18 protein-coding genes are annotated in these 21,381 nt (G+C 56.1%); 3 read left to right on the top strand and 15 right to left on the bottom strand.

Annotation, left to right across the window (positions count from 1 at the left end; genetic code table 11):
- Positions 1-23: 23 nt before the first annotated feature.
- The 3 genes from DXT96_RS15335 to DXT96_RS15325 form a co-directional block, all read right to left on the bottom strand.
- Entirely contained in the window at positions 24-965 is a 942-nt protein-coding gene (locus tag DXT96_RS15335; protein WP_153515421.1) for an ABC transporter substrate-binding protein, read from the bottom strand.
- 76 nt (positions 966-1,041) lie between these two features.
- The gene (locus DXT96_RS15330; protein WP_149900368.1) at positions 1,042-2,064 is read right to left on the bottom strand and encodes an ABC transporter permease; all 1,023 of its coding nucleotides are present in this window, start codon (positions 2,062-2,064) and stop codon (positions 1,042-1,044) included.
- A gap of 8 nt (positions 2,065-2,072) precedes the next feature.
- A complete protein-coding gene (locus DXT96_RS15325; protein ID WP_153515420.1) occupies positions 2,073-3,635 on the bottom strand; it encodes a sugar ABC transporter ATP-binding protein in 1,563 nt (520 codons plus the stop codon).
- Between the two features lie 257 nt (positions 3,636-3,892).
- On the opposite strand from DXT96_RS15325, the gene DXT96_RS15320 reads away from it, so the two are divergent.
- The gene (locus DXT96_RS15320) at positions 3,893-4,585 is read left to right on the top strand and encodes a FadR/GntR family transcriptional regulator (RefSeq protein ID WP_153515419.1); all 693 of its coding nucleotides are present in this window, start codon (positions 3,893-3,895) and stop codon (positions 4,583-4,585) included.
- Between the two features lie 42 nt (positions 4,586-4,627).
- A complete protein-coding gene (locus DXT96_RS15315) occupies positions 4,628-6,160 on the top strand; it encodes an altronate dehydratase family protein (protein ID WP_174374349.1) in 1,533 nt (510 codons plus the stop codon).
- Positions 6,161-6,247: 87 nt separating this feature from the next.
- Here the strand turns inward: DXT96_RS15315 and purH are convergent, their stop codons facing one another.
- From purH to htpX, 4 genes are all read right to left on the bottom strand, one after another.
- The gene (gene purH, locus DXT96_RS15310) at positions 6,248-7,864 is read right to left on the bottom strand and encodes a bifunctional phosphoribosylaminoimidazolecarboxamide formyltransferase/IMP cyclohydrolase (protein WP_153515418.1); all 1,617 of its coding nucleotides are present in this window, start codon (positions 7,862-7,864) and stop codon (positions 6,248-6,250) included.
- A 167-nt stretch (positions 7,865-8,031) separates the two neighbouring features.
- On the bottom strand, positions 8,032-9,699 hold the full coding sequence (locus DXT96_RS15305) for a heparinase II/III family protein (protein ID WP_174374389.1): 1,668 nt from the start codon (positions 9,697-9,699) through the stop codon (positions 8,032-8,034).
- A 124-nt stretch (positions 9,700-9,823) separates the two neighbouring features.
- Positions 9,824-11,209 (bottom strand): RsmB/NOP family class I SAM-dependent RNA methyltransferase, encoded by a 1,386-nt coding sequence (locus tag DXT96_RS15300; protein WP_153515417.1) that lies wholly within the window; start codon positions 11,207-11,209, stop codon positions 9,824-9,826.
- Positions 11,206-12,165: a zinc metalloprotease HtpX gene (gene htpX, locus DXT96_RS15295; protein ID WP_153515416.1), complete on the bottom strand. Its 960-nt coding sequence runs from the start codon at positions 12,163-12,165 to the stop codon at positions 11,206-11,208. Before htpX ends, DXT96_RS15300 begins: the two co-directional genes overlap by 4 nt.
- A gap of 118 nt (positions 12,166-12,283) precedes the next feature.
- Between htpX and DXT96_RS15290 the strand changes: the two genes are divergently transcribed.
- Complete coding sequence (locus tag DXT96_RS15290; RefSeq protein WP_153515415.1) at positions 12,284-12,484, top strand: DUF1674 domain-containing protein; 201 nt, start codon at positions 12,284-12,286, stop codon at positions 12,482-12,484.
- 62 nt (positions 12,485-12,546) lie between these two features.
- Here the strand turns inward: DXT96_RS15290 and DXT96_RS15285 are convergent, their stop codons facing one another.
- The 8 genes from DXT96_RS15285 to hemE form a co-directional block, all read right to left on the bottom strand.
- Positions 12,547-13,428, bottom strand: a complete 882-nt coding sequence (locus DXT96_RS15285; protein ID WP_149900361.1) for a ParB/RepB/Spo0J family partition protein — start codon at positions 13,426-13,428, stop codon at positions 12,547-12,549.
- Between the two features lie 30 nt (positions 13,429-13,458).
- The gene (locus DXT96_RS15280; RefSeq protein ID WP_153515414.1) at positions 13,459-14,250 is read right to left on the bottom strand and encodes a ParA family protein; all 792 of its coding nucleotides are present in this window, start codon (positions 14,248-14,250) and stop codon (positions 13,459-13,461) included.
- 19 nt (positions 14,251-14,269) lie between these two features.
- Positions 14,270-14,887 (bottom strand): 16S rRNA (guanine(527)-N(7))-methyltransferase RsmG, encoded by a 618-nt coding sequence (gene rsmG / locus DXT96_RS15275; protein ID WP_153515413.1) that lies wholly within the window; start codon positions 14,885-14,887, stop codon positions 14,270-14,272.
- An 11-nt stretch (positions 14,888-14,898) separates the two neighbouring features.
- Positions 14,899-16,782, bottom strand: a complete 1,884-nt coding sequence (gene mnmG / locus DXT96_RS15270) for a tRNA uridine-5-carboxymethylaminomethyl(34) synthesis enzyme MnmG (protein ID WP_153515412.1) — start codon at positions 16,780-16,782, stop codon at positions 14,899-14,901.
- 62 nt (positions 16,783-16,844) lie between these two features.
- Complete coding sequence (gene mnmE / locus DXT96_RS15265) at positions 16,845-18,170, bottom strand: tRNA uridine-5-carboxymethylaminomethyl(34) synthesis GTPase MnmE (protein WP_153515411.1); 1,326 nt, start codon at positions 18,168-18,170, stop codon at positions 16,845-16,847.
- Between the two features lie 88 nt (positions 18,171-18,258).
- On the bottom strand, positions 18,259-19,524 hold the full coding sequence (gene rho, locus DXT96_RS15260) for a transcription termination factor Rho (protein WP_149900356.1): 1,266 nt from the start codon (positions 19,522-19,524) through the stop codon (positions 18,259-18,261).
- A gap of 186 nt (positions 19,525-19,710) precedes the next feature.
- Positions 19,711-20,256, bottom strand: a complete 546-nt coding sequence (gene hemJ / locus DXT96_RS15255; RefSeq protein WP_194287648.1) for a protoporphyrinogen oxidase HemJ — start codon at positions 20,254-20,256, stop codon at positions 19,711-19,713.
- Positions 20,253-21,287 (bottom strand): uroporphyrinogen decarboxylase, encoded by a 1,035-nt coding sequence (gene hemE, locus DXT96_RS15250; RefSeq protein ID WP_149900355.1) that lies wholly within the window; start codon positions 21,285-21,287, stop codon positions 20,253-20,255. Before hemE ends, hemJ begins: the two co-directional genes overlap by 4 nt.
- Positions 21,288-21,381: the final 94 nt, after the last annotated feature.

The following is a 21,381-nucleotide window of genomic DNA, read 5'->3' as shown; positions in this document are numbered from 1 at the left end:
GTAAAGCGGCGCGCCGTCATGCATTAGTACAGAACGTTCTTGGCTTCCGGCTTTTCAACGTTGTCCTTAGTGACGACAACGACGCCAGTGTCGACGAACTTCTCAACCTTTTCCTTGTTGATGAGCTTGGTGATGGTTTCCACACCCTTTTCACCCATCTGGTAGGAACCCTGAACGACGATGCCGGCCAGCGTGCCGTCCTTGACGAAGCCCTGAAGGTCCTGATTGCCGTCGAAGCCGATGCCGATGACCTTGCCGGCCTTACCGGTCTGGGCGAGCGCACGGCCAACGCCGATTGCCGTCGGCTCATTGGCGCCGAAGATGCCCTTCAGATCGGAATTCGCGGCCAGAACGTCGGTGGTCTGGTTCAGCGCGGTCGCCATCTGCGACTGCGAATAGAAAGGACCGACAATCTTAAGGTTGGAATTCATCTGGATGTAATCGGTGAAACCGCCAACGCGGCCAATTTCCGAACCGGCGCCGGCGACGTATGACATGACGGCAATCTTGCCTTCCTTGCCCACTTTGTCGATCAGCGCCTGCGCTGCCAGTTCGCCGGCTTTCTTGTTATCGGTCGCGAGGAACGACTGGTAATATTGCTCCGAGCCGCTGGCCAGCTGCGAGTCGATCAGAACCACGGGAATACGGGCTTCCCAGGCCTTCTTGACGGCCGGAACCAGTGCATCCGGATCGGAAGGGGCAAGAACAATGCCTGCGACCTTACGGTTGATGGCGTTTTCAACCATGTTGACCTGGTCGGCGATCGCGGATTCGGCAGCCGGACCCTGGAAAGTCATGGTGTTGCCGGAAGAGTTCTTCATCGCCGCATCGGCGCCCTTCTGGACGTTCTGCCAGAAAGTGGAGTTGACGGTCTTGACAATGACGGCGATTTCGCCGGCCTGCACGGTGGAAACGCTCCACAGCGCGATTGCGGATGTCAGAAGGGCGGTCGCAAGTTTGTTCATTTCTTCCTCCGTGATGTCGGCATACCGGGCCTCCCCTTGCCGATCTTTTTTGCGGAAAGGGTCCGCAGGCCCTTGATCAGCGGCGGTTGCGCAACTGGTCGATCCAGACGGTGACCAGAATGACGAGGCCGATGATGATCTGTTGCGTGAAGGCGGAGACGCCGTTCATATTGAGACCGTTGCGCAGGATACCGATGACGAAGGCGCCGATGGCTGTGCCGGAAATGGTACCAACGCCCCCGATCAGCGATGTGCCGCCAATGACGGCACTGGCAATCGCATCCAGCTCATACATCACGCCTTCATTCGGCTGGGCGGTGACGAGGCGCGACATCAGCACGCAGCCCGTCAGTCCAGCGAGCGTGCCGGACAGAATGTAGGTGAAATTGGTAACGCGGGCGACGTTCACGCCAGACAGGCGCGCCGCATCCGCATTGGAACCGACGGCATAGATATGACGGCCGAGGATCGAGCGGTTGAGCATGAAGGAAACCGCAAGCGCAATCACCACCATCAGGATGACAGGGTAGGGGATGCCCGGAAACACCACGTTCGGGAAGCCGTCGTCACCGATATTGACGATGCGGAAGAGAGCGCCATTGCCGAGTTCGCCGAAGGATTCGCCGAGGCCAGAAACAGCACGCGCACCGGTGATCTGCAGGGCCACGCCGCGGGCGATCAGCATCATGCCAAGTGTGGCGATAAAGGGCGGCAGCTTAAAGCGTGTGACAAGCAGGCCGTTGATGAAGCCGCAAAGCGACCCCGTCAGAATGCCGAGAAACATGCCGATCGGCACCGGCATGCCAAGTTCTTTCACCGCAAGGGCTGCAACGACGCCGGCGAGCGCAAGCACTGAGCCAACGGAAAGATCGATACCGCCGGTGATGATGACGCAGGTTGCGCCGATACCCAGCAGCGCGATGGACGTGACCTGCAATGCGATCGTCATGCCATTATTAACGGTGAAGAAAGCGCTGCTGGTTGCGGAGAAGACCGCTACAAGCGCAACGAGGCTGCCAAGCGCCGCAAATTTCTGGATGATGTCCTTTTGGCGGTCGCTGAAAGCGAAGCTCTTCTTTGGTTCTGCAATATTGGCCATGTCGTTCCTCACTGCGCGGCCCGGCCGTAACCGGACGCATACCGCATGATTTCTTCCTGATTGGTCTTGGCGGTCTCAAGCACGCCCGTGATCCGGCCCTGGTGGAAAACGGCGATGCGATCCGTCAGCCCGAGAATTTCCGGCAGCTCTGAACTGATGAGAACAACGCCGATGCCCTTCGCAGCCAGTTCGTCCATGATCTTGTAGATCGCGAATTTCGCGCCGACATCGATGCCGCGCGTCGGCTCATCGAAGAAGAGCACACGCGACTGCCGGAACAGCCATTTGCCGATGATGATTTTCTGCTGATTACCACCAGAGAGCAGCCGCACCGTCTGCTGGATGGAAGGCGTGCGAATATTCAGAAGGTCGACGTAACGTCTGGCGACATCGTCGTGCTTCTTGAAATCGATCAGTCCGAAACGGTTGGAAACCTCGCCGATATTGGCAAGAGTTGTGTTTGCAGCAACGGACATCTTGATGGCCAGACCATCGCTCTTTCTATCTTCCGACAGATAGGCAATGCCTTCCCTGATGGCGTCCTGCGGTGAGCGAATGGAAAGCTCGCGGCTCTCAAAAACGATTTTTCCACTATCGAGGGCATCGGCTCCGAAGATCGCACGCGCCACCTCGGTGCGCCCAGCCCCCATCAGCCCGGCAAAACCGAGAATTTCGCCGCGCCGCAGTGAGAAGGAGACATTCTGAAACACGCCCGCGCGCGTCAATCCCTCGGCAGAGAAGATGATATCTTCGGAGGGATTCGATGTGCGCTCCGGGAACTTGTCTTCCAGTGAGCGCCCGACCATGCGCGTGACGATATCGTCAACGGTGATCGAAGCGAAATCGTCGGTAGAAATATAACGCCCGTCGCGCAGAACCGTCACGCGATCGACGATCTCGGCCATTTCATCAAGACGATGAGAAATATAGACAATGCCGACACCGGATGCCTTGAGATCGCGAATGACCTTAAACAGCAGCCGCGTTTCCTGCTCGGTCAGCGAGGAGGTTGGCTCGTCCATGATGAGCACTTCAGCGTCAAGAGAGAGCGCCTTGGCGATCTCCACCATCTGACATTGGGCGACGGAGAGGCCACGCACAATCTGATCGGGGTCGATATCGACTCCCAGCCGATCGAGACAGCGTTTGGCATCGAGGCGCAGCTTTTTGCGGTCGACGAGAAAGCCACGGCGCGGCTCGCGGGCAAGATAGATGTTTTCGGCAACGGAGAGATGAGGAACGAGGTTGAGTTCCTGATGGATAATAGCGATGCCTGCAGCTTCGGACTCCAGCGGCGATGCATATTGCACCTTCACGCCCTTGTGCAGGATCGTGCCGTCGCTCGGCTGGTAAACGCCGCTGATGATTTTCATCAGTGTCGATTTTCCAGCGCCATTCTCGCCGCAGACAGCGTGCACTTCGCCGCTGCGCAGATCGAAATGCACATTCGACAGCGCCTTGACGCCCGGAAATTCCTTGCTGATGTTTTCAAGACGCAGGAGGGCCGAACGCTCCGCGCCCGTCTCCTCAGGCGAAAAATCGCCCCGAATTGTCGATGCGCCCTGCGGCATCTGGAAACCTCCCACCCGTGTTCCCCGCTCCACCGGGGTGCCTTCAACAGGCCAAATGGTTAGGCCGGTTTTTTTGAATGGTCAAGCCAATTAGGCCAAAATTTGAAATACGGTTTTGAAAGGAACGGAATGCCCACCTATAGAAAACAGATATAATTCTGTAAATTCTTATATTTAAGTAATTTCTTGCGTATTGATACGCTTGGCGTTACGGTAAGGCCAAATAGAGATTGCAGACAGGGCTTATCGAAAAACACATGAATGGTCAGGCCAAAATAGCGGAACCACGCCGGCTCTATCAGCAGATAGCGGACCAGATACGTGAACTCATTGATCTCGGTGAATTTCTGCCCGGAACACGGCTTCCGGCCGAACGGGAGCTGGCGCAGAAGCTCGGTGTATCGAGACCCTCGTTGCGAGAGGCGCTGATTGCGCTTGAAATCGACAACACTGTCGAAATTCGTATGGGTTCCGGTGTCTATGTATCGACAGAGGCTCTCCAGACTACCCATCACACCAAATCGCTGGGCGACAGCCCCTCTGAACTGATGCAGGCGCGCGCCGCCCTGGAAGGCGCAACCATCGTGCTGGCGGCAAGCCGCATGACAGATGAAACGATCTCAAGCCTTCGCCAGATCCTGAATACCATGCAGAAGGAAATCGAGGCCGGACGCAAACCGCTGGATCAGGATCGGCTGTTTCACGTCACCATTGCCGAACAATCCGGCAACAGCGTCCTCACACGGCTGGTGGCAAATCTTTTCGACGAACGACACAGCCCCATTTCAGCCCAGTTGCGGGTCAAATTCGAGGATCGGGATACCTGGACCCATGCGCTTCAGGAGCACGAAGCCATTCTGGCAGCTCTCGAACTCAAGGATCCGCTATTGGCGCAGGCGGCCATTCATATCCATCTGGAAGGCTCCAAGCGGCGCTGGGTCGAAAGCTGAGTTAAAAACATAGCAGGCAATATACCGGGAGGAGGAAAACCCGTGAGTGAGAATTCCGAGGCAACCATTTTGCTGAACGCCAACGACAATGTTGCGGTGGCGCGCCGGTCAATTCCGGCCGGTGGTGCGACGGGGAGGGGCGATCTGACGGCTCGTGAGTTGATCGGGCGCGGGCACAAAGTGGCCCTGAAATACATCAAATCCGGAGACGAGGTACTGAAATACGGCCAGGTGATCGGTATCGCCACTCAGGATATCGAACCGGGCCGACACGTGCATCTGCACAATCTCGCAATGGTGCCCTCCGAGCATACACATCAGTTCAGCGTCGATATCGAAGAAAAGGGCATGGTGCCGGAAACCGAGCGCCGCACCTTCATGGGTTATGATCGCGGGCTCGGCGGCGTGGGCACACGCAACTATATCGGCGTCATCGCATCGGTGAACTGTTCCGCCACGGTGTCGCGTTATATCGCCGACTACTTCAACAAGCAGGGTGGACTTGACGGTTTCGACAATGTCGATGGCGTCGTAGCGCTGACGCACGGCGGGGGCTGCGCGCTGAATACCAAATCGGAAGGCTATCGCCTTCTGATCCGCACCATCCAGGGTTATGCTCGCCATCCCAATTTCGGCGGTATTCTGCTGATCGGCCTCGGCTGCGAAACCAACCAGATCGCCCCTATCCTCGAACATTACAAGATGGAAGAGGGCGAGCGGCTGCGCACCATGACGATCCAGCAGCACGGCGGCACGCGCAAGACAATCGATGCGGCGATTACCGAGATCAAGGCCATGCTGCCGATGGTCAATGCCGCCCGCCGTACCGAACAACCGCTTTCGAAGCTGAAGGTGGCGCTGGAATGCGGCGGTTCGGATGGCTACTCCGGCATCTCCGCGAACCCGGCCTTGGGTTATGCATCCGACCTCATCGTCCGCAATGGCGGCACGACGGTTCTTTCCGAAACACCGGAGATTTACGGCGCGGAGCACCTGCTGACAAAGCGCGCCGTCACCCCGGCGGTCGCCGAAAAGCTGTTGCAGCGCATCGACTGGTGGCGGGATTATACCGCGCGCAATGGCGATGAACTCAACAACAACCCCTCCCATGGCAACAAGCTCGGTGGGCTGACCACCATTCTGGAGAAATCGCTGGGTGCAGTCGCCAAGGGCGGTTCCATGCCGTTGAAGGCCGTTTACGAATTCGCCGAGACCGTCACCGAGCAAGGTTTCGTTTTCATGGATACACCCGGCTACGATCCCGTTGCCGTTACTGGCCAGGTCGCCGGCGGCTGCAACGTCATCTGTTTCACCACCGGCCGCGGCTCGGTGTCCGGTTTCAAGCCGTCACCCTGCATCAAGATCGCCACCAATTCCGAAATGTATGAACACATGAAGGAAGACATGGATATCAACTGCGGTGAGATTGTTACCGGTACAGAAACTATCGAAGAATCCGGCAAACGAATTTTCGAACATATTCTGGCCGTGGCTTCCGGCGACAAGACGGTGAGCGAAATTTACGACTACGGCGACAACGAATTCGTGCCGTGGCAGGTCGGGGCGGTGACCTGAACAAAGGTCAAAATTGTCCCACGTGAAACAAAAGGCCCGGAAATCGCTTTTCCGGGCCTTAACTATTCCTGACCATAGGTCCGCGCCTTAATGGCGGAAGTGACGCATGCCCGTGAACACCATCGTCACATTATGCTCGTTTGCAGCGTCGATCACTTCCTGATCACGCATGGAGCCGCCCGGCTGGATGACAGCGGTAGCGCCCGCAGCAATCGCAGCAAGCAAACCATCGGCGAAGGGGTAGAAGGCTTCCGAAGCAACGGCAGAGCCGCGCGTCAGCGGTTCGGCAAGGCCGAGCGCCTCGGCCGCATCTTCCGCCTTCTGGGCGGCGATGCGGGCGGAATCCACCCGGCTCATCTGGCCGGCACCGATACCAACCGTCTGTCCATCCTTGGCATAGATCACGGCATTTGATTTCACATGCTTGGCGATCTTGAAGGCGAACTTCATGTCCTCAAGCTCCTGCGCCGTCGGCGCACGCTTGGTGACAACCTTGAGGTCCAGATCCTCAACCATGCCATTGTCACGGCTCTGCACCAGCAGACCGCCGGAAACAGTCTTCGCGGTAATGCCGGCTGCGCGCGGGTCCGGTAGACCGCCAGCGGTCAGCAGACGCAGGTTCGGCTTGCGGGCAATGATGGACTTGGCTTCTTCGGTGACGTCAGGCGCAATGATGACTTCGGTGAAGAGCTTGACGATCTCTTCCGCCGTCTCCGCATCAAGCGTTTGGTTCAAGGCAATGACGCCGCCAAAAGCCGAAACGGAATCGCATGCCAACGCCCGCCGGTAAGCTTCGGCAAGTGTCGGGCCGGTCGCAACGCCACAGGGGTTGGCATGCTTGATAATGGCGACTGCTGGTGCATTTTCCGGCAGGAATTCCGCCACCAGCTCGTAAGCCGCATCCGTATCATTGATATTATTGTAGGAAAGCTGCTTGCCCTGAAGCAACGTTGCGGTTGCGACGCCGGGACGCTTTTCGCCGGTCAGGTAAAAACCGGCGCTCTGATGCGGGTTCTCGCCATAACGCATCTTTTCCTTCAGCATTCCGCCGATGGCACGGTAATCCGGCGTCTCTATCGAAAGCGCTTCAGCGAACCAGTTGGAAATCACGGCGTCATAGGCGGCCGTGCGGGCATAGGCCTTGGCGGCAAAGCGCTGGCGCAGCCCATAGGAAGTCTGCCCGTCATCCGCCTGCAGGGCTTCGACCAGGGAAGGATAGTCGGAGGGATCGGTAACGACGGTGACATAGGCATGGTTCTTGGCTGAAGCGCGGATCATCGCCGGCCCGCCAATATCGATGTTTTCGACCGTCGTAGGATAATCGCCGCCCTTGGCGCGAACTTCCTCAAAAGGATAAAGATTGATCACCGAGAGATCGATCGCCTCAATGCCATGTGCCTTCATCGCCTCTACATGGTCTGCATCATCCCGGATCGCCAGAAGCCCACCATGCACATTCGGATGCAGGGTCTTGACCCGACCGTCCATGATCTCGGGAAAATTGGTCACGTCGGAAACATCCGTCACCGGCAACCCCGCATCGGCAATGGCCTTCGCCGTTCCACCGGTCGAAAGCAGCCGGACACCAAGCTTGGAGAGGACCGTCGCCAGCTCGATGATGTCAGTCTTGTCGGACACGGAAAGAAGCGCCGTGCGGATTTTGACTTTATCGGGGGCGGGAATTTTTTTGGACACGACGGCCATCGGGCATACTCCGTTTAACGGGGAGGACAGGCTGAAATGGAATTGATCCAGCAATTGCCGCCGCGTTAACACAGCTTACCGGATTAATAAACAGCACGGATGACGGAGGGTGAAAACTATGGGCAGTTTTCGCCCGAAATCACCCGGATTGCGGGGCGAGATGCGGCTCAGGCCTTGCGTTCGATGATCCAGCGGATTTCCCGCGTATTGGCGAGATTGAAAGGCAACTCGATTTGTTGCGAAGGCCGCATGCCGGAGGCATCAGCCATGAACACATCTTCGGTCACGAAAACCTCCAGCCCCGGCGCCGAAAACAGCCAGGTGGTCCCATCCGTCGCTTCCAGATAAACCGATTCCTCATCTCGCCGATGCAGCTGAATATGGGGATGGATGTGGAAGCGTGAAACCGCCGAGATCGATTGCAATGGCGTCTTCGCCACATTCTCGTCAGCTCGCAACAAGTCACGCCCTTTTATCTTCGTGCCGGCCGCATTCAGTTCGATTTCTCGCTCGTGATAGCAGCCGAAGTTCTGCAAATATCCATCATGTGATGCCCAGAGAACATCGCTGCCATTTCCGTCCGTTCCACGCTCACTATCCACTTGGCTGACGCCGGAGATCATGATCGGGCCAAGCAGCCTGGAGCGAGACAATCTGCACGAGGAGGTATCGGCAAGCGTGACGGTGGAATGGGCGGCCGTTGACCGGCTGGCCCGCTGATATTCCGGTGCTGCATTTTTCGGAAAGCCAGAATTGATGATGAACCGGTTCTTGCCGCAGGACATCTCAAAGGACAGGCAACCCGAATGGGCACTACGCGAAAGCTCCGCCGAACCGGGATACCCCGTATCCACAATGATGACGGTCTCATCTGTCGCAAGCCGATGGTAATTCACATCCGGCAGCATTTTCGAAGGCCGACCAGCGGTTTCATCATAACGCAGCACGGAGACAAGCTCGTTGGCAAGCGTCGCCGTCGCGCCGTTGAACAGTGCGAGGTCGCCACCCTGATGCCTGAAAAAGCGGATTGCCGGAAACATCCGATCTATCGCCGGCACGAGCCCGGAGGGCAGATCGTGGCCAAGATTGATATAACTTTGCCGAAGCGGCAGAAGATCGAGCAGCAGATCAAGCATGACCCGCGGGTTGCGGGACACATGCCCGCCATCGGGCAGAATCTGGCGTTCCATTTCCTGAGCCAGCTTCATTCCATGCCGAGTGATACGCGAAAGGCGTGTCGGCATGGCGATGGAGGCCATGGCAAGCGCGATCCTGATTCGCAGCCGCGTCTCGCCATCAGGTGCGTGTTTAACGATCCTGTCGAGATAACGCACATGAAAGGCGAGGCTTTTGAGGAACCGGCGATAAAAACCAGCATCGGCCTCGAATAAAACGACGGGGGAATGGGACAGCCAGGCAATCAGCCGCTGCGCCGCGATCTCCGGAGACCAGCCTATCCCGGTAACGCGTCTGCCGTTCAGGGCAATCCATTCGGCAACAATGCGACGCGCCCGCTTGCAGGCTTCGCTCGACCTGTCGGAACGGATATGCCGCAACCAGCCGAAGGCGTGCAGCCGCTCCTCAAAAACCAGCGAGGGATAATCCACCTGAAAAGGCGACAGGCCGCCGGTTTCCACGACACGACCGGCAAGCGCGATGCGCCCACGCAGCAATTCCTCGGCAAAATAGGGATCGATTGCCCTCAGATCCGTAGGCGCCGCTACCAGACCATCGGGAACACGATTGGCAAACCGCGAGACATGCAGGCGCAAAGGTGTAAGGCCGACACACAGATGACGATACGCCATCCGTGAAAGAAGACCGGCCGCATTCATGCTGCCTGCAAAGGACCCTGACAAGCTGTGTTTCCCGCTTCACATGTTTTGTTTTTATCAGTGAACCGTGATAACCGGAACATTATCGATAAATATCAATGATTCGCGAAAGCTTCGCTTTTTTCTACTTCTTACGCAAGACACTGCTAAAAAACCCATCGACACCGCCGAACATATCCGGCGTCGTGCGCAGATCACCCTCGGGACTGACTGCCGCTTCCATTCCCGGCCAATCTTCCTTGCGAACGGCAATACGCTCCACACCGGGATTTTCCGCCAGAACCTGCGCAATCATCTCTTCGCCTTCCGAAGGATCAAGCGAGCAGTTGGAGAACACCACCACACCGCCAGAACCCACCAATGTCAGCGCATGCCGCAACATCTGGCCCTGAAGAGCCGCAAGTTTGGCAATGTCCATTTCATCCTTGGTCCAGCAGACATCGGGATGTTTGCGCAGCGTACCGGTTGACGAACAGGGCGCATCCAGGAGAACAGCGTCAAAGAGCTGCTCCGGCTGGTACTTCAACATGTTCACCTCCACCATTTCGGCATGGAGGCCAAGCCGGTCGAGATTTTCCCTGAGACGCCGCAGACGATTGCCGGACTGGTCCAGCGCCGTCACTTTTGCACCCGCCAGTGCAAGCTGCGCCGTCTTTCCGCCCGGAGCCGCGCAGAGATCGGCGACACGTTTGCCGGAGATGTCTCCCAGCAGTCGCACCGGCATGCTGGCGGCAAGATCCTGCACCCACCAGGCGCCCTCGGTAAAGCCTTCAAGCGAAGGTATCTGACCTTCGAAGTCTCCAAGACGCACGCTGCCATTCGGCAAAACCGTACCTCCCAGCTTCTCCGCCCACAGGGCCGGATCGGCCTTGACTGTGAGATCGATGGAGGCCGGTGTCAGCTGCGCTTCGGAAATCCGTTTTGCAACTTCATCGCCGTAAGCCGACACGAGACGGGCATAGAACCAGTCCGGCAACACCGGCACAACAGCGATAGCCTGTTCGATTTCTGCTTTCTCCCGGCCAAGTCGTCTGAGAACGGCATTGACCAGTTTCACGAAACGCTTGTTACGTGGGTCACGATGTGCCTGTTCAACAGCCAGATCGACGGCGGAATGATCGGGAACATCGAGATAAAGCATTTGCGCCGCGCCGACGACAAGCACATGGTGCAGAGATCGCGCACCCTGCGGCAACGGCCCGTCAAGCAGCATCGACAATGCCGCTTCGATGCGGGGAAGGTGGCGAAGCGCACTATTGACGATGGCTCTCACCAGCGCCCGGTCCGCAATGGAAAGCGCCCGATAGACAGGATTGCCGTTTTCACTATCCAGCATGCCATCAAGCGAAGTCTTCTTTTCCAGAACGGCAGCGAGAATACGGGTCGCGGCGATGCGCGTGGCAAGACCGGGCTTATCCTCGAAAGAAGAAGGGCCGTCCTCACGGCCCCCGCCTTGTGCGGACCTCGGTTTTTTAGACCGTGCCGGCTTATTCTGAATATCGGATGTCAAGACCACGGTCCCTTGCGCTCGTTTTCGTTGCTTCGTCCCGTATTGGGAACGGAGCCTGATTTGCGCAGAGGTCTATCACCCGATGGCGGCGGCGTCGATGCTCGCGGGGAAAACTCCTGCGCCATTGCATGCAGCGCTGCCACGCGGTTTTCCGTATTCGGATGTGTGGAAAAGAGATTGTCCATACGTTCGCCGGAGAGGGGATTGATGATGAACATATGCGCCGTTGCCGGGTTTCGCTCGGCATCGTCATTGTGAATCTGCTGCGCCATGCCGGAGATTTTCTGCAACGCCGAGGCAAGCCACAGCGGATTGCCGCAGATTTCCGCGCCGCGCCGGTCTGCAGAATATTCCCGCGTTCGGCTGATCGCCATCTGCACCAGCATCGCGGCAAGCGGAGCAACGATCATCGCAACCAGCACGCCGATAAAACCGAGCGGATTATTATTGTTCTCCCGGTTCCCGCCGAAGAAGAAGGCGAAATTACCAAGCATGGAAATAGCACCCGCGATCGTGGCGGTGATTGTCATGGTCAATGTATCGCGGTTTTGCACATGCGCCAGCTCATGCGCCATGACGCCGGCCACCTCTTCCGGGGTAAGACGCTCCAGTAAGCCAGTAGAGGCCGCCACGGCGGCGTTCTCAGGGTTTCTTCCCGTCGCAAAAGCGTTAGGCTGCGGGCTGTCGTAAATATAGACCTTCGGCATCGGCAGGCCGGCATTGTGCGAAAGATCGCGGATCATGTGGAAAAATTCGGGCGCATTCGCCTGATCGATCTCCCGCGCGCGATAGGCGGAGAGGACCATTTTATCCGAATTCCAATAGGAGAAGAGGTTCATACCCGCGGCAATGAGAAGGGCAATCATCATGCCGCCCTTGCCGCCGATCAGAAAACCGACACCCATGAACAATGCCGTCATGAAGGCCAGAAGCATTGCCGTGCGCATCATGTTCATCCGTTATATTCTCCTTGTCGCTCATCAGGACTATTGCGGGGTTTATAAACCCCGCTCGATTATATAATCTGGTAAACGCCAAACATATTTCAATATCCCGTTATAGGGAGGATTTCTGATGCAAGATGCGGATAATGACAACGGCGCGGAAACGCCGAGGCGGCTATCGCCGGCAGCGGAACGTGCCTTGAAAGAGGCGGAAGAGCGACGCAGGCAACAGGCGGCCCTTCAATTGCCGCCGGAAACGGGCGGCCGCGGTGGTGCCGAACCTGTTCGTTTCGGTGATTATGAAATAAAGGGCCGGGCGATCGACTTTTGAACCGTCCCAAAATGAAAATACCCGCCGAAAGCGGGTATTTATCAACAAAAACAAATACTTGATTATTTCTGCTCCAGAAGCCGGCAGACCGCTTCCAGCTGTTCGAGTGTGCGGTATCCGATACGGATTTGCCCCGAACCGCCCTTGTGGTTGATCTTTACGTCAAGGCCCAGAGCATCAGACAGGCTGCGTTCCAACGCGATCGTGTCAGAATCCTTCTCAGCCGCTGGTCGCTTCTCCGCAACGTCACCCTGTGATTTAATATCGTTTTGCGCCAGACGCTCGGCGTCACGCACCGACAATCCCTTGGAAACGATCGTCCGCGCCAGATTTGCCGGATCGGATGTGGAAACAAGCGCCCGCGCATGACCTGCGGAGAGCGAGCCATCCGCGAGCATATCACGCACCGGATCGGGAAGCTTTAAAAGCCGAAGGCTGTTTGCAACATGGCTACGGCTCTTGCCAATAATCTCACCGAGATCATTCTGGGTATAGCCGTGTTCGGCGATCAGCTGTTCATAACCCATCGCCTCTTCAAGCGGGTTAAGGTCTGAACGCTGCACGTTTTCGACGATGGCCAGCTCAAGTGCAGTGCGGTCATCCACATCGCGGACGATAACAGGCACATCGGTAAAGCCAGCCAGCTGCGCCGCGCGCCAACGTCTTTCACCGGCGATAATCTCGTAACGGTTGACACCAACCGTCCGCACGACCACAGGCTGAACAATTCCATGCTGGCGAATGGATGCGGCCAGATCCTGCAGCTCGTTCTCATCGAAATGGCGTCTTGGGTTTCTTTGACTGCGAGCGATGAATTCAATCGGAATGGTACGGTCGGCATTGACGGCGCGCTGCGGCTCGCCCACTGGCATCGGCTGATCCATTTCGCCGATCAATGCAGCAAGACCACGCCCGAGTCGACGCTTGGAAAGATCATCACTCATAAGATATTACTCCATACATTCCGGCAGACGTCAGGCGGCTTTGCGCAGCCGCTCTCTCTGAATCACTTCCGACGCCAGCTGCAGATAGGCCTGGCTGCCGGCGCATTTCAGATCATAAAGAATTGCCGGTTTACCATAAGACGGCGCTTCGGAGACACGAACATTACGCGGAATGAGCGTGTGGTAAACCTTTTCTCCCAAATGGGTACGCACGTCAGTGACAACCTGCTGCGCGAGATTGTTCCGCGCGTCGAACATCGTCAGAACGATACCCTGTATATCAAGCTGCGGATTAACCGAACCGCGGATTTGACTGACGGTATCCAGCAGCTGGCTAAGACCTTCGAGAGCAAAGAACTCGCACTGCAGTGGCACCAGCACGGAGTGGGCGGCCGTCATGGCATTCATGGTCAGAAGATTGAACGAGGGCGGGCAATCGACGAGAATATAGGAATAATCTCTTGCCTCTTGCGTTTCCATGGCCGCGCGCAACAGAAACACCCGGTTGGAAACATTGGCAACCTGCATCTCGAAACCGAGCAAATCCATGGTCGACGGCACGATGTCAAGATTTGGAACTGCCGTCGGAACAGCAACTTCACCGATGGTATGATCGCCCACCAGAAGATCGTAGGAGGAAAGCTTGCGCTCCTTGCGGTCAATCCCAAGTCCTGTGCTGGCATTGCCCTGCGGATCCAGATCAATGATCAATACGCGCTCACCAATAGCCGCCAGTGCCGTTGCGAGATTAATGGCAGTCGTTGTTTTTCCAACGCCACCCTTCTGGTTTGCAACTGCGATAATCCGGTTTTTTTCAGTCATACCGCACCTGGCCAGCTTGTCAGCGCCTCAAAGCGAGGCTGCTGATTTCAAGAACAACAGAATCTGCCTCAATGGCACTCTGATGTTTTACCAGATCAAACTGCCAGCGACCATGCGCTTTCTGCACTTCGGAATCATAATCCCGGCCTTTATTAAAATAGGCCTTGAGATTTGGATTATTCTGCGCCCAGGGATGTATATAATCGAAAAGCAGATCAAGCTCGGCAAGCGCCCGCGCAGAAACCGCATCGCAAGTGTTTATGATTTCAGGCGCTCTTTCGATCCTCACCGGATGAACTGCGCCTCTTGCTCCGGTTTCCTTCAGCGCAATCCGCAAAAACGCGGCTTTTTTATTGTTGCTTTCAACCAGATCAACCCAACCGTCACCGAGTTCGGCCAGAAAAATAGCCGTAATAACGCCGGGAAAGCCGCCGCCGCTGCCTAAATCGACCCATTTCTGTGGGGTGGGAGACATCTGGAATATCTGGGCGCTGTCGGCCACATGCCTACTCCAGAGCTCCGTGAGAGTGGAGGGCGCGACCAGATTTGTGGTTCTATTCCACTTCTTAAAAAGCTCGACAAAGTGCTCGAGCCTCTCATGTGTTTCACGTGAAACACTCTGGCCGTTTATCTTCATAATCCGACTCGCTATTGGTGCATGCGCAATTTTTCGCCTTGCCCCGCAGAATTTTTCCGCAGAAGCGCAAGCAGCAGCGATATCGCAGCCGGTGTCATACCGTCAACACGCGCAGCCTGCGCAATGTTCTCGGGACGGGCCTTTTCCAACTTTTGTTTCAGTTCATTGGAAAGGCCTGAGAGACTTTGGAAATCGAAATCATCCGGAATCTTTCTATCTTCATCGCGCTTGATATCAACAATGTCCGCGCTCTGCCGCTGCATATAAACCGCATAGCTCGCTTCGATTTCCAGAACTTCTGCAACCTTGCCCCGAAGCGATTCCAGTTCCGGCCAATGCGGCGTCAAAACATCCAGTGTTATATCGGGATAGGCGAGTAGTTCATAAACGGAACGGCGCTGCCCATCCTGATTGAGTTTTAATCCCTGCTTAGCCGCCTGCGAAGGGCTTATGGAAAGTGCCTTCATCAGTTCACGAGCCGATTCCAGGTCAGCAATAAATGCTTCAAAGCGCTTTTCGCGCTCAGAACCGATAATGCCAGCCCTTTGGCCAGTTGGCGTAAGCCGCAAATCGGCATTATCTACCCTTAGGGAAAGCCGATATTCGGCCCGCGACGTAAACATGCGATAGGGTTCGCTCACGCCCTTAGACGTCAGATCATCGATCATGACGCCGATATAGGATTCCGTTCGGCTGAAATAGAGTGGATCGGTATTGCTCGCATATAGCGAAGCGTTCAATCCTGCGACGAGACCCTGCGCACCCGCTTCTTCATAACCCGTAGTGCCATTGATCTGTCCGGCCAGGAACAGGCCTGGAATTTTACGGCATTCCAGCGAAGGCTTGAGCTCTCGTGGATCGACATAATCGTATTCGATGGCATAACCGGGTTGAAGAATAGTGACCTGTTCGAGCCCAGGTATGGTACGGATAAATTGCTCCTGCACGAAGGCGGGAAGGGAGGTCGAGATACCATTCGGATAGATGGTGTGGTCGTCGAGACCTTCTGGTTCCAGAAATATCTGGTGGCCGTCCCGCTCCCCAAAACGGGTGATCTTATCCTCGATCGAAGGACAATAACGTGGGCCAACACCTTCAATTTGACCGGAATACATCGCCGACAGATGAATATTGTCCTGGATAATCTTATGCCCGGCCGGCGTCGTGCGGGTTACGCCGCATTCGATCTGCGGGTTGAGAATGTGATCTGTCATAAAGGAGAAGGGGACCGGTTCTTCATCCGCTCCCTGCCGATCTACGGCACCCCAGTCAACGGTACGACCGTCGAGCCGCGCAGGCGTGCCCGTTTTCAACCGCCCCATAACCAGGCCAAGACGAGAAAGTGTCTCGGAAAGACCCAATGACGGCTTTTCGCCGACACGGCCGGCGGGAATCTTTTCGGAACCGATATGAATAAGGCCCCGCAAGAAAGTCCCGCTTGTCAGAACAACGGCCCCACACGGAATCCGGCTACCATTCGCCATAATGACAGCTGCAACCCGATCACCAGCCATTTCGATATCAAAGGCGTCACCCTCAATAATTGTCAGATTTTCAATCGCGTCGATTTCGCGCTGCATCGCCTCGCGATAAAGCCGCCTGTCAGCCTGCGTCCGAGGTCCGCGAACGGCAGGACCCTTTTTGCGATTGAGCATACGGAACTGAATACCGGCAGCATCAGCGACCCTGCCCATCAACCCGTCCAGCGCATCAATCTCACGAACCAGATGCCCTTTGCCAAGTCCGCCGATTGCGGGGTTGCAGGACATCACTCCGATCGTCTCGCGCTTATGAGTGATGAGGGCGGTTTTTGCACCATGTCGCGCGGCGGCAGCGGCGGCTTCGCTGCCGGCGTGCCCGCCTCCGATAATAATGACATCAAATGACTGGTGCATATCCCTACGCCTTATCCTAAATCACCCACATAGCCACCGCAGTAGCCAATGTTTCACGTGAATCATTTTCCTATGCAGAATTCCGAGAAGATTACGCCGAGCAAATCTTCCACATCGACGCGACCGGTAATGCGTCCAAGCGATGTCGCCGCGAGCCGTAAAAATTCTGACCTGATCGCGAGGTCCATGGCTTCGGAGTCCAGCGCATCACTAACATAGTTCAGCGTCTCTTCAAGCCGTTTTTTGTGACGCGCACGGGCGGGAACCAACGTCTGGCCGGCTCCAACCCGGTTATGGATCTCCTGAATGATCATCGATCGCAATTCGTCCAGGCCGTGTCCCTCCTTAGCAGAGATGGAGAGATCAAATAGGGCTTCGGGAGAATCTGACGAAAGAGCTGACTTCGTACGTAGATGGAGATGCCGTGTGTTAGTGAACGAAATCGGGGATCGTTTCGGAAACGAATCATTATCCTGCAGCAACAGAATGAGATCGGCATTTTCGGCTGTCAACTTGGCCCGTCGAACACCCTCTTGTTCGACGACATCCTTAGTATCCCTAATGCCTGCTGTATCGAATATCCGAACAAGATAGCCATCCAGATTTATATCAACGCTCAGAACGTCCCGCGTCGTGCCAGCTATATTGGTGACGATCGCAACATCCCGGCCACTCAGAGCATTAAGAAGAGTGGATTTGCCGGCGTTAGGCTCGCCAACCAGAGCGACCTTAAACCCATCACGGATGACTTCACCGTCGCCGTGGCGAAGATGATCAGAGATCTCCTGCCGCAACTGCGACATTGCCTCCCAGACCTGTGTTGCAACCGAATCCGGTACGTCTTCTTCATCGGCGAAGTCCAGCTCCGCCTCGATCAATGCGCGCGCCCGCGTTAATCTCGCTGCCCAGCCATCATAGAGTACGGACAGCTTACCTGTGCTCTGTTCGACCGCCAGGCGGCGCTGCATTTCCGTTTCCGCCTGCAGCAGGTCGGCCAGCCCCTCAACTTCGAGAAGGTCCATCTTGCCATTTTCAAAAGCACGACGGGAAAATTCACCAGCATCGGCAGGGCGAAACCCCTCCAGATTTTCCAGCTCGGCGAAAATCGAGGCTAGAACTGCCCGGCTGCCATGACTGTGTATCTCGACACAGTTCTCACCCGTAAACGAATTTGGCGTCGGAAAACCGAGGATCAGCGCTTGATCGATAATCTCATTGTTTCGATTCCGAATCGAACGCAGCAAAGCCCGTCTTGGTGGAGGGGGTTCCTGACCTGTCAGCGTCGTTAGCGCCATAAAAGCCTTTGGTCCACTGATCCTGATCACGGCGACACCTGCCGGCAAGGCACCGCTTGAAAGCGCATAGATCGTATCGGCGGAAGCAGGCATCACTCACCTCGGTTTAAAACAGTCAAGCCGCATCCGAATAAACGGACGCGGCTTCAAGGTTTTCAGATGAATCCGGCTAAGGTCCGGATCAGGTATTCATGGATTCGAAGAAGTCCGAATTGGACTTGGTCTGCTTCAGCTTGTCGATCAGGAATTCGATGGCATCCATCGTTCCCATCGGGGCCAGAATTCGACGAAGTACGAAGATCTTCTGCAGATCCTGACGCGGCACCAGCAGGTCTTCCTTGCGCGTGCCGGACTTCAGAATGTCGAGCGACGGGAATATGCGCTTGTCGGCGACCTTGCGGTCGAGCACGATTTCCGAATTGCCCGTACCCTTGAATTCTTCGAAGATCACTTCGTCCATACGGCTGCCCGTATCGATCAACGCCGTCGCGATGATCGTCAGCGAGCCACCCTCTTCGATGTTACGTGCGGCACCGAAGAAACGTTTCGGCCGCTGCAGCGCGTTGGCATCCACACCACCGGTCAGAACCTTACCGGAAGAGGGAACGACCGTGTTATAGGCGCGGCCGAGGCGGGTGATGGAATCCAACAGGATGACGACGTCACGACCGTGTTCGACAAGGCGCTTCGCCTTTTCGATGACGATTTCGGCGACCTGGACGTGGCGAACAGCCGGTTCGTCGAAGGTGGAGGAAACAACCTCACCCTTGACCGAACGCTGCATGTCGGTGACTTCTTCCGGCCGTTCGTCAATCAGAAGAACGATCAGATAACATTCCGGATGGTTCGCCGTGATAGAATGGGCAATATTCTGCAGCAGAACCGTTTTACCCGTGCGCGGCGGCGCAACGATCAATCCACGCTGGCCCTTGCCGAGCGGTGCGACAAGATCAATCACCCGCGACGACAAATCCTTCGACGTCGGAATTTCCAGCTCCATCTTGAACCGCTCGTTCGGATAAAGGGGCGTCAGATTGTCGAAGTGAACCTTGTGACGGATTTTTTCTGGGTCGTCGAAGTTGATCGTGTTGACCTTCAGAAGCGCAAAATAACGTTCGCCTTCCTTGGGACCACGGATCGGGCCTTCGACGGTATCGCCTGTCTTTAACGAGAAGCGGCGGATCTGCGAGGGCGAAATATAAATATCGTCCGGACCCGGCAGATAGTTTGCGTTTGCAGACCGCAGAAAACCGAAACCGTCCTGAAGGACTTCCACGACGCCTTCGCCGAGAATTTCTATATCCTGGCTCGCGAGAACCTTAAGGATTGCGAACATAAGCTCCTGCTTGCGCATGGTGCTCGCATTTTCAACTTCCAGGGATTCGGCAAAAGTCAGCAAGTCGGTAGGCGATTTGCTCTTAAGTTCCTGAAGCTTCATTTCAGCCATGAAGGGAAGACCGTCTAATAATGTAATGTCGGGGGAGGGCGTGTTCGCGAATCAGATGCTGTGGGAAATGCCGCAGATGACTGAATAATTCACATGCCACGAAGATGAGTGGCCTGAAAATAGCGACTGAATACGGTCGCTGCAAGAGGAAAGCACGAATTCCGCGAAATTTATCGTCAAAGCCCCTTAACCAAAGGGTTTCACAACCACAAGTATGACAATGAGGATCATCAGAACCGTTGGAACCTCGTTCATCAACCGCCAGTGACGGGCAGGCCTGGTATTTTCATCCTTGGCGAAACGCTTGGCGCTGCGGGTGAAATAGACATGGGCGGCTGTTAGAAGCACGACCAGCGCGATCTTCGCATGCAGCCAGCCACCGGAAAAACCGTAAACCGACCATGCCAGATAAAGCCCCAATATCCAGCTTATCATCATTGCCGGGTTCATGATCACCTTGATCAATCGCTGCTCCATCACCTTGAAGGTTTCGGATTGCTGCGAACCGGCAGTCGCATCGGTATGATAGATGAAGAGCCGCGGCAGATAAAAAATCGCCGCCATCCATGAGATCACCGCGATGATATGCAGCGCCTTGATCCAGAGATAGAGATCGGCCGGGTCGGCGTAAAACAACAGGGCAACGAAAACCGCAAAGACACCGAGTGCGATACCGGCCCGCAAGGCTGCCCTGTTTCCGGAACGGGCAGAGGTCTGTTTCTCCTCGCTCATGCCCCGGCTCCGCCAGCACGCACCCGCTGCACCAGTCTGGTAACGTTTTCCGGATCGGCCTGAGGGGTAATGCCATGGCCTAGATTGAAGATCAGCGGACCCTGTCCAAGCGCCTGCAGCACCGCATCGATACCATCCTGCAAAGCCCTGCCGCCCGCCACCATCAGCATCGGGTCCAGATTGCCCTGCACAGGGCCCTCCTTCTGCAAGTCCCGTGCGAAGGTCAACGGCACCGACCAGTCGAGCCCGATGGCGTCTGCACCCGTTTTACGGCGATAATCCTTGAGCAGATAACCCGCACCCTTGGCGAAAGCGATGATCTTTGCTGAGGGGCGACGAGCGCGCACCGATGCGATAATGCGGGCAACCGGTTTTACCGCATATTCCTCGAATTCCTTTTCACCGAGCACACCGGCCCAGGAATCGAAAATCTGCACCGCATCAGCACCGGCATCAATCTGCGCCACCAGATAGTCGGCGGAGATATCGGCGAGAAAAGCCAGCAGCTTTTCCATGGCGGCCGGTTCCTGATAACCAAACAGCCGCGCCGGCGCCTGATCCGGCGTTCCGTGGCCAGCAATCATATAGGTCGCAACCGTCCAGGGGGCGCCGCAAAAGCCCAGAAGCGTCGTTTCATTCGGCAACGTCTTGCGCAGACGGGAAACGGTTTCGAAAACAGGCGCAAGATGCGTCATCACATTCGTCGCATTCAGCTTCTCGATGCCGCTTACGTCAATCGGGTCCATGGCCGGACCTTTGCCCTCGCTGAAGGACACGTTGCGATGAAGCGCGTCAGGTATGACAAGAATATCGGAAAAGAGAATGGCGGCATCCAGCCCGAACCGGCGAATGGGCTGAAGGGTAACCTCTGCCGCCAACTCGGGATTATAACAGAGATCAAGGAAACTTCCGGCACTCTTCCGAGTCTCCCTGTACTCCGGAAGATAGCGTCCCGCCTGGCGCATCAGCCATATGGGTGGCGGCGTGACCGTCTGCCCGTTCAACACCGTCATTACCTTACGCTCGTTCATGGCACCCAACTTCTAAAAAATAAAATCAAAGAGATTTAAAAGATTTTCTATTTCTTAGAGTCTGTGGGTAGCAAGGATTAAAATCATTCCAGTC

It is taken from the genome of Agrobacterium sp. ICMP 6402 (assembly GCF_009498615.1).
GTDB lineage: Bacteria > Pseudomonadota > Alphaproteobacteria > Rhizobiales > Rhizobiaceae > Agrobacterium > Agrobacterium burrii.
The sequence above is the reverse complement of the archived record's forward strand: the minus strand, read 5'-3'. Positions and strand labels throughout refer to the sequence as shown.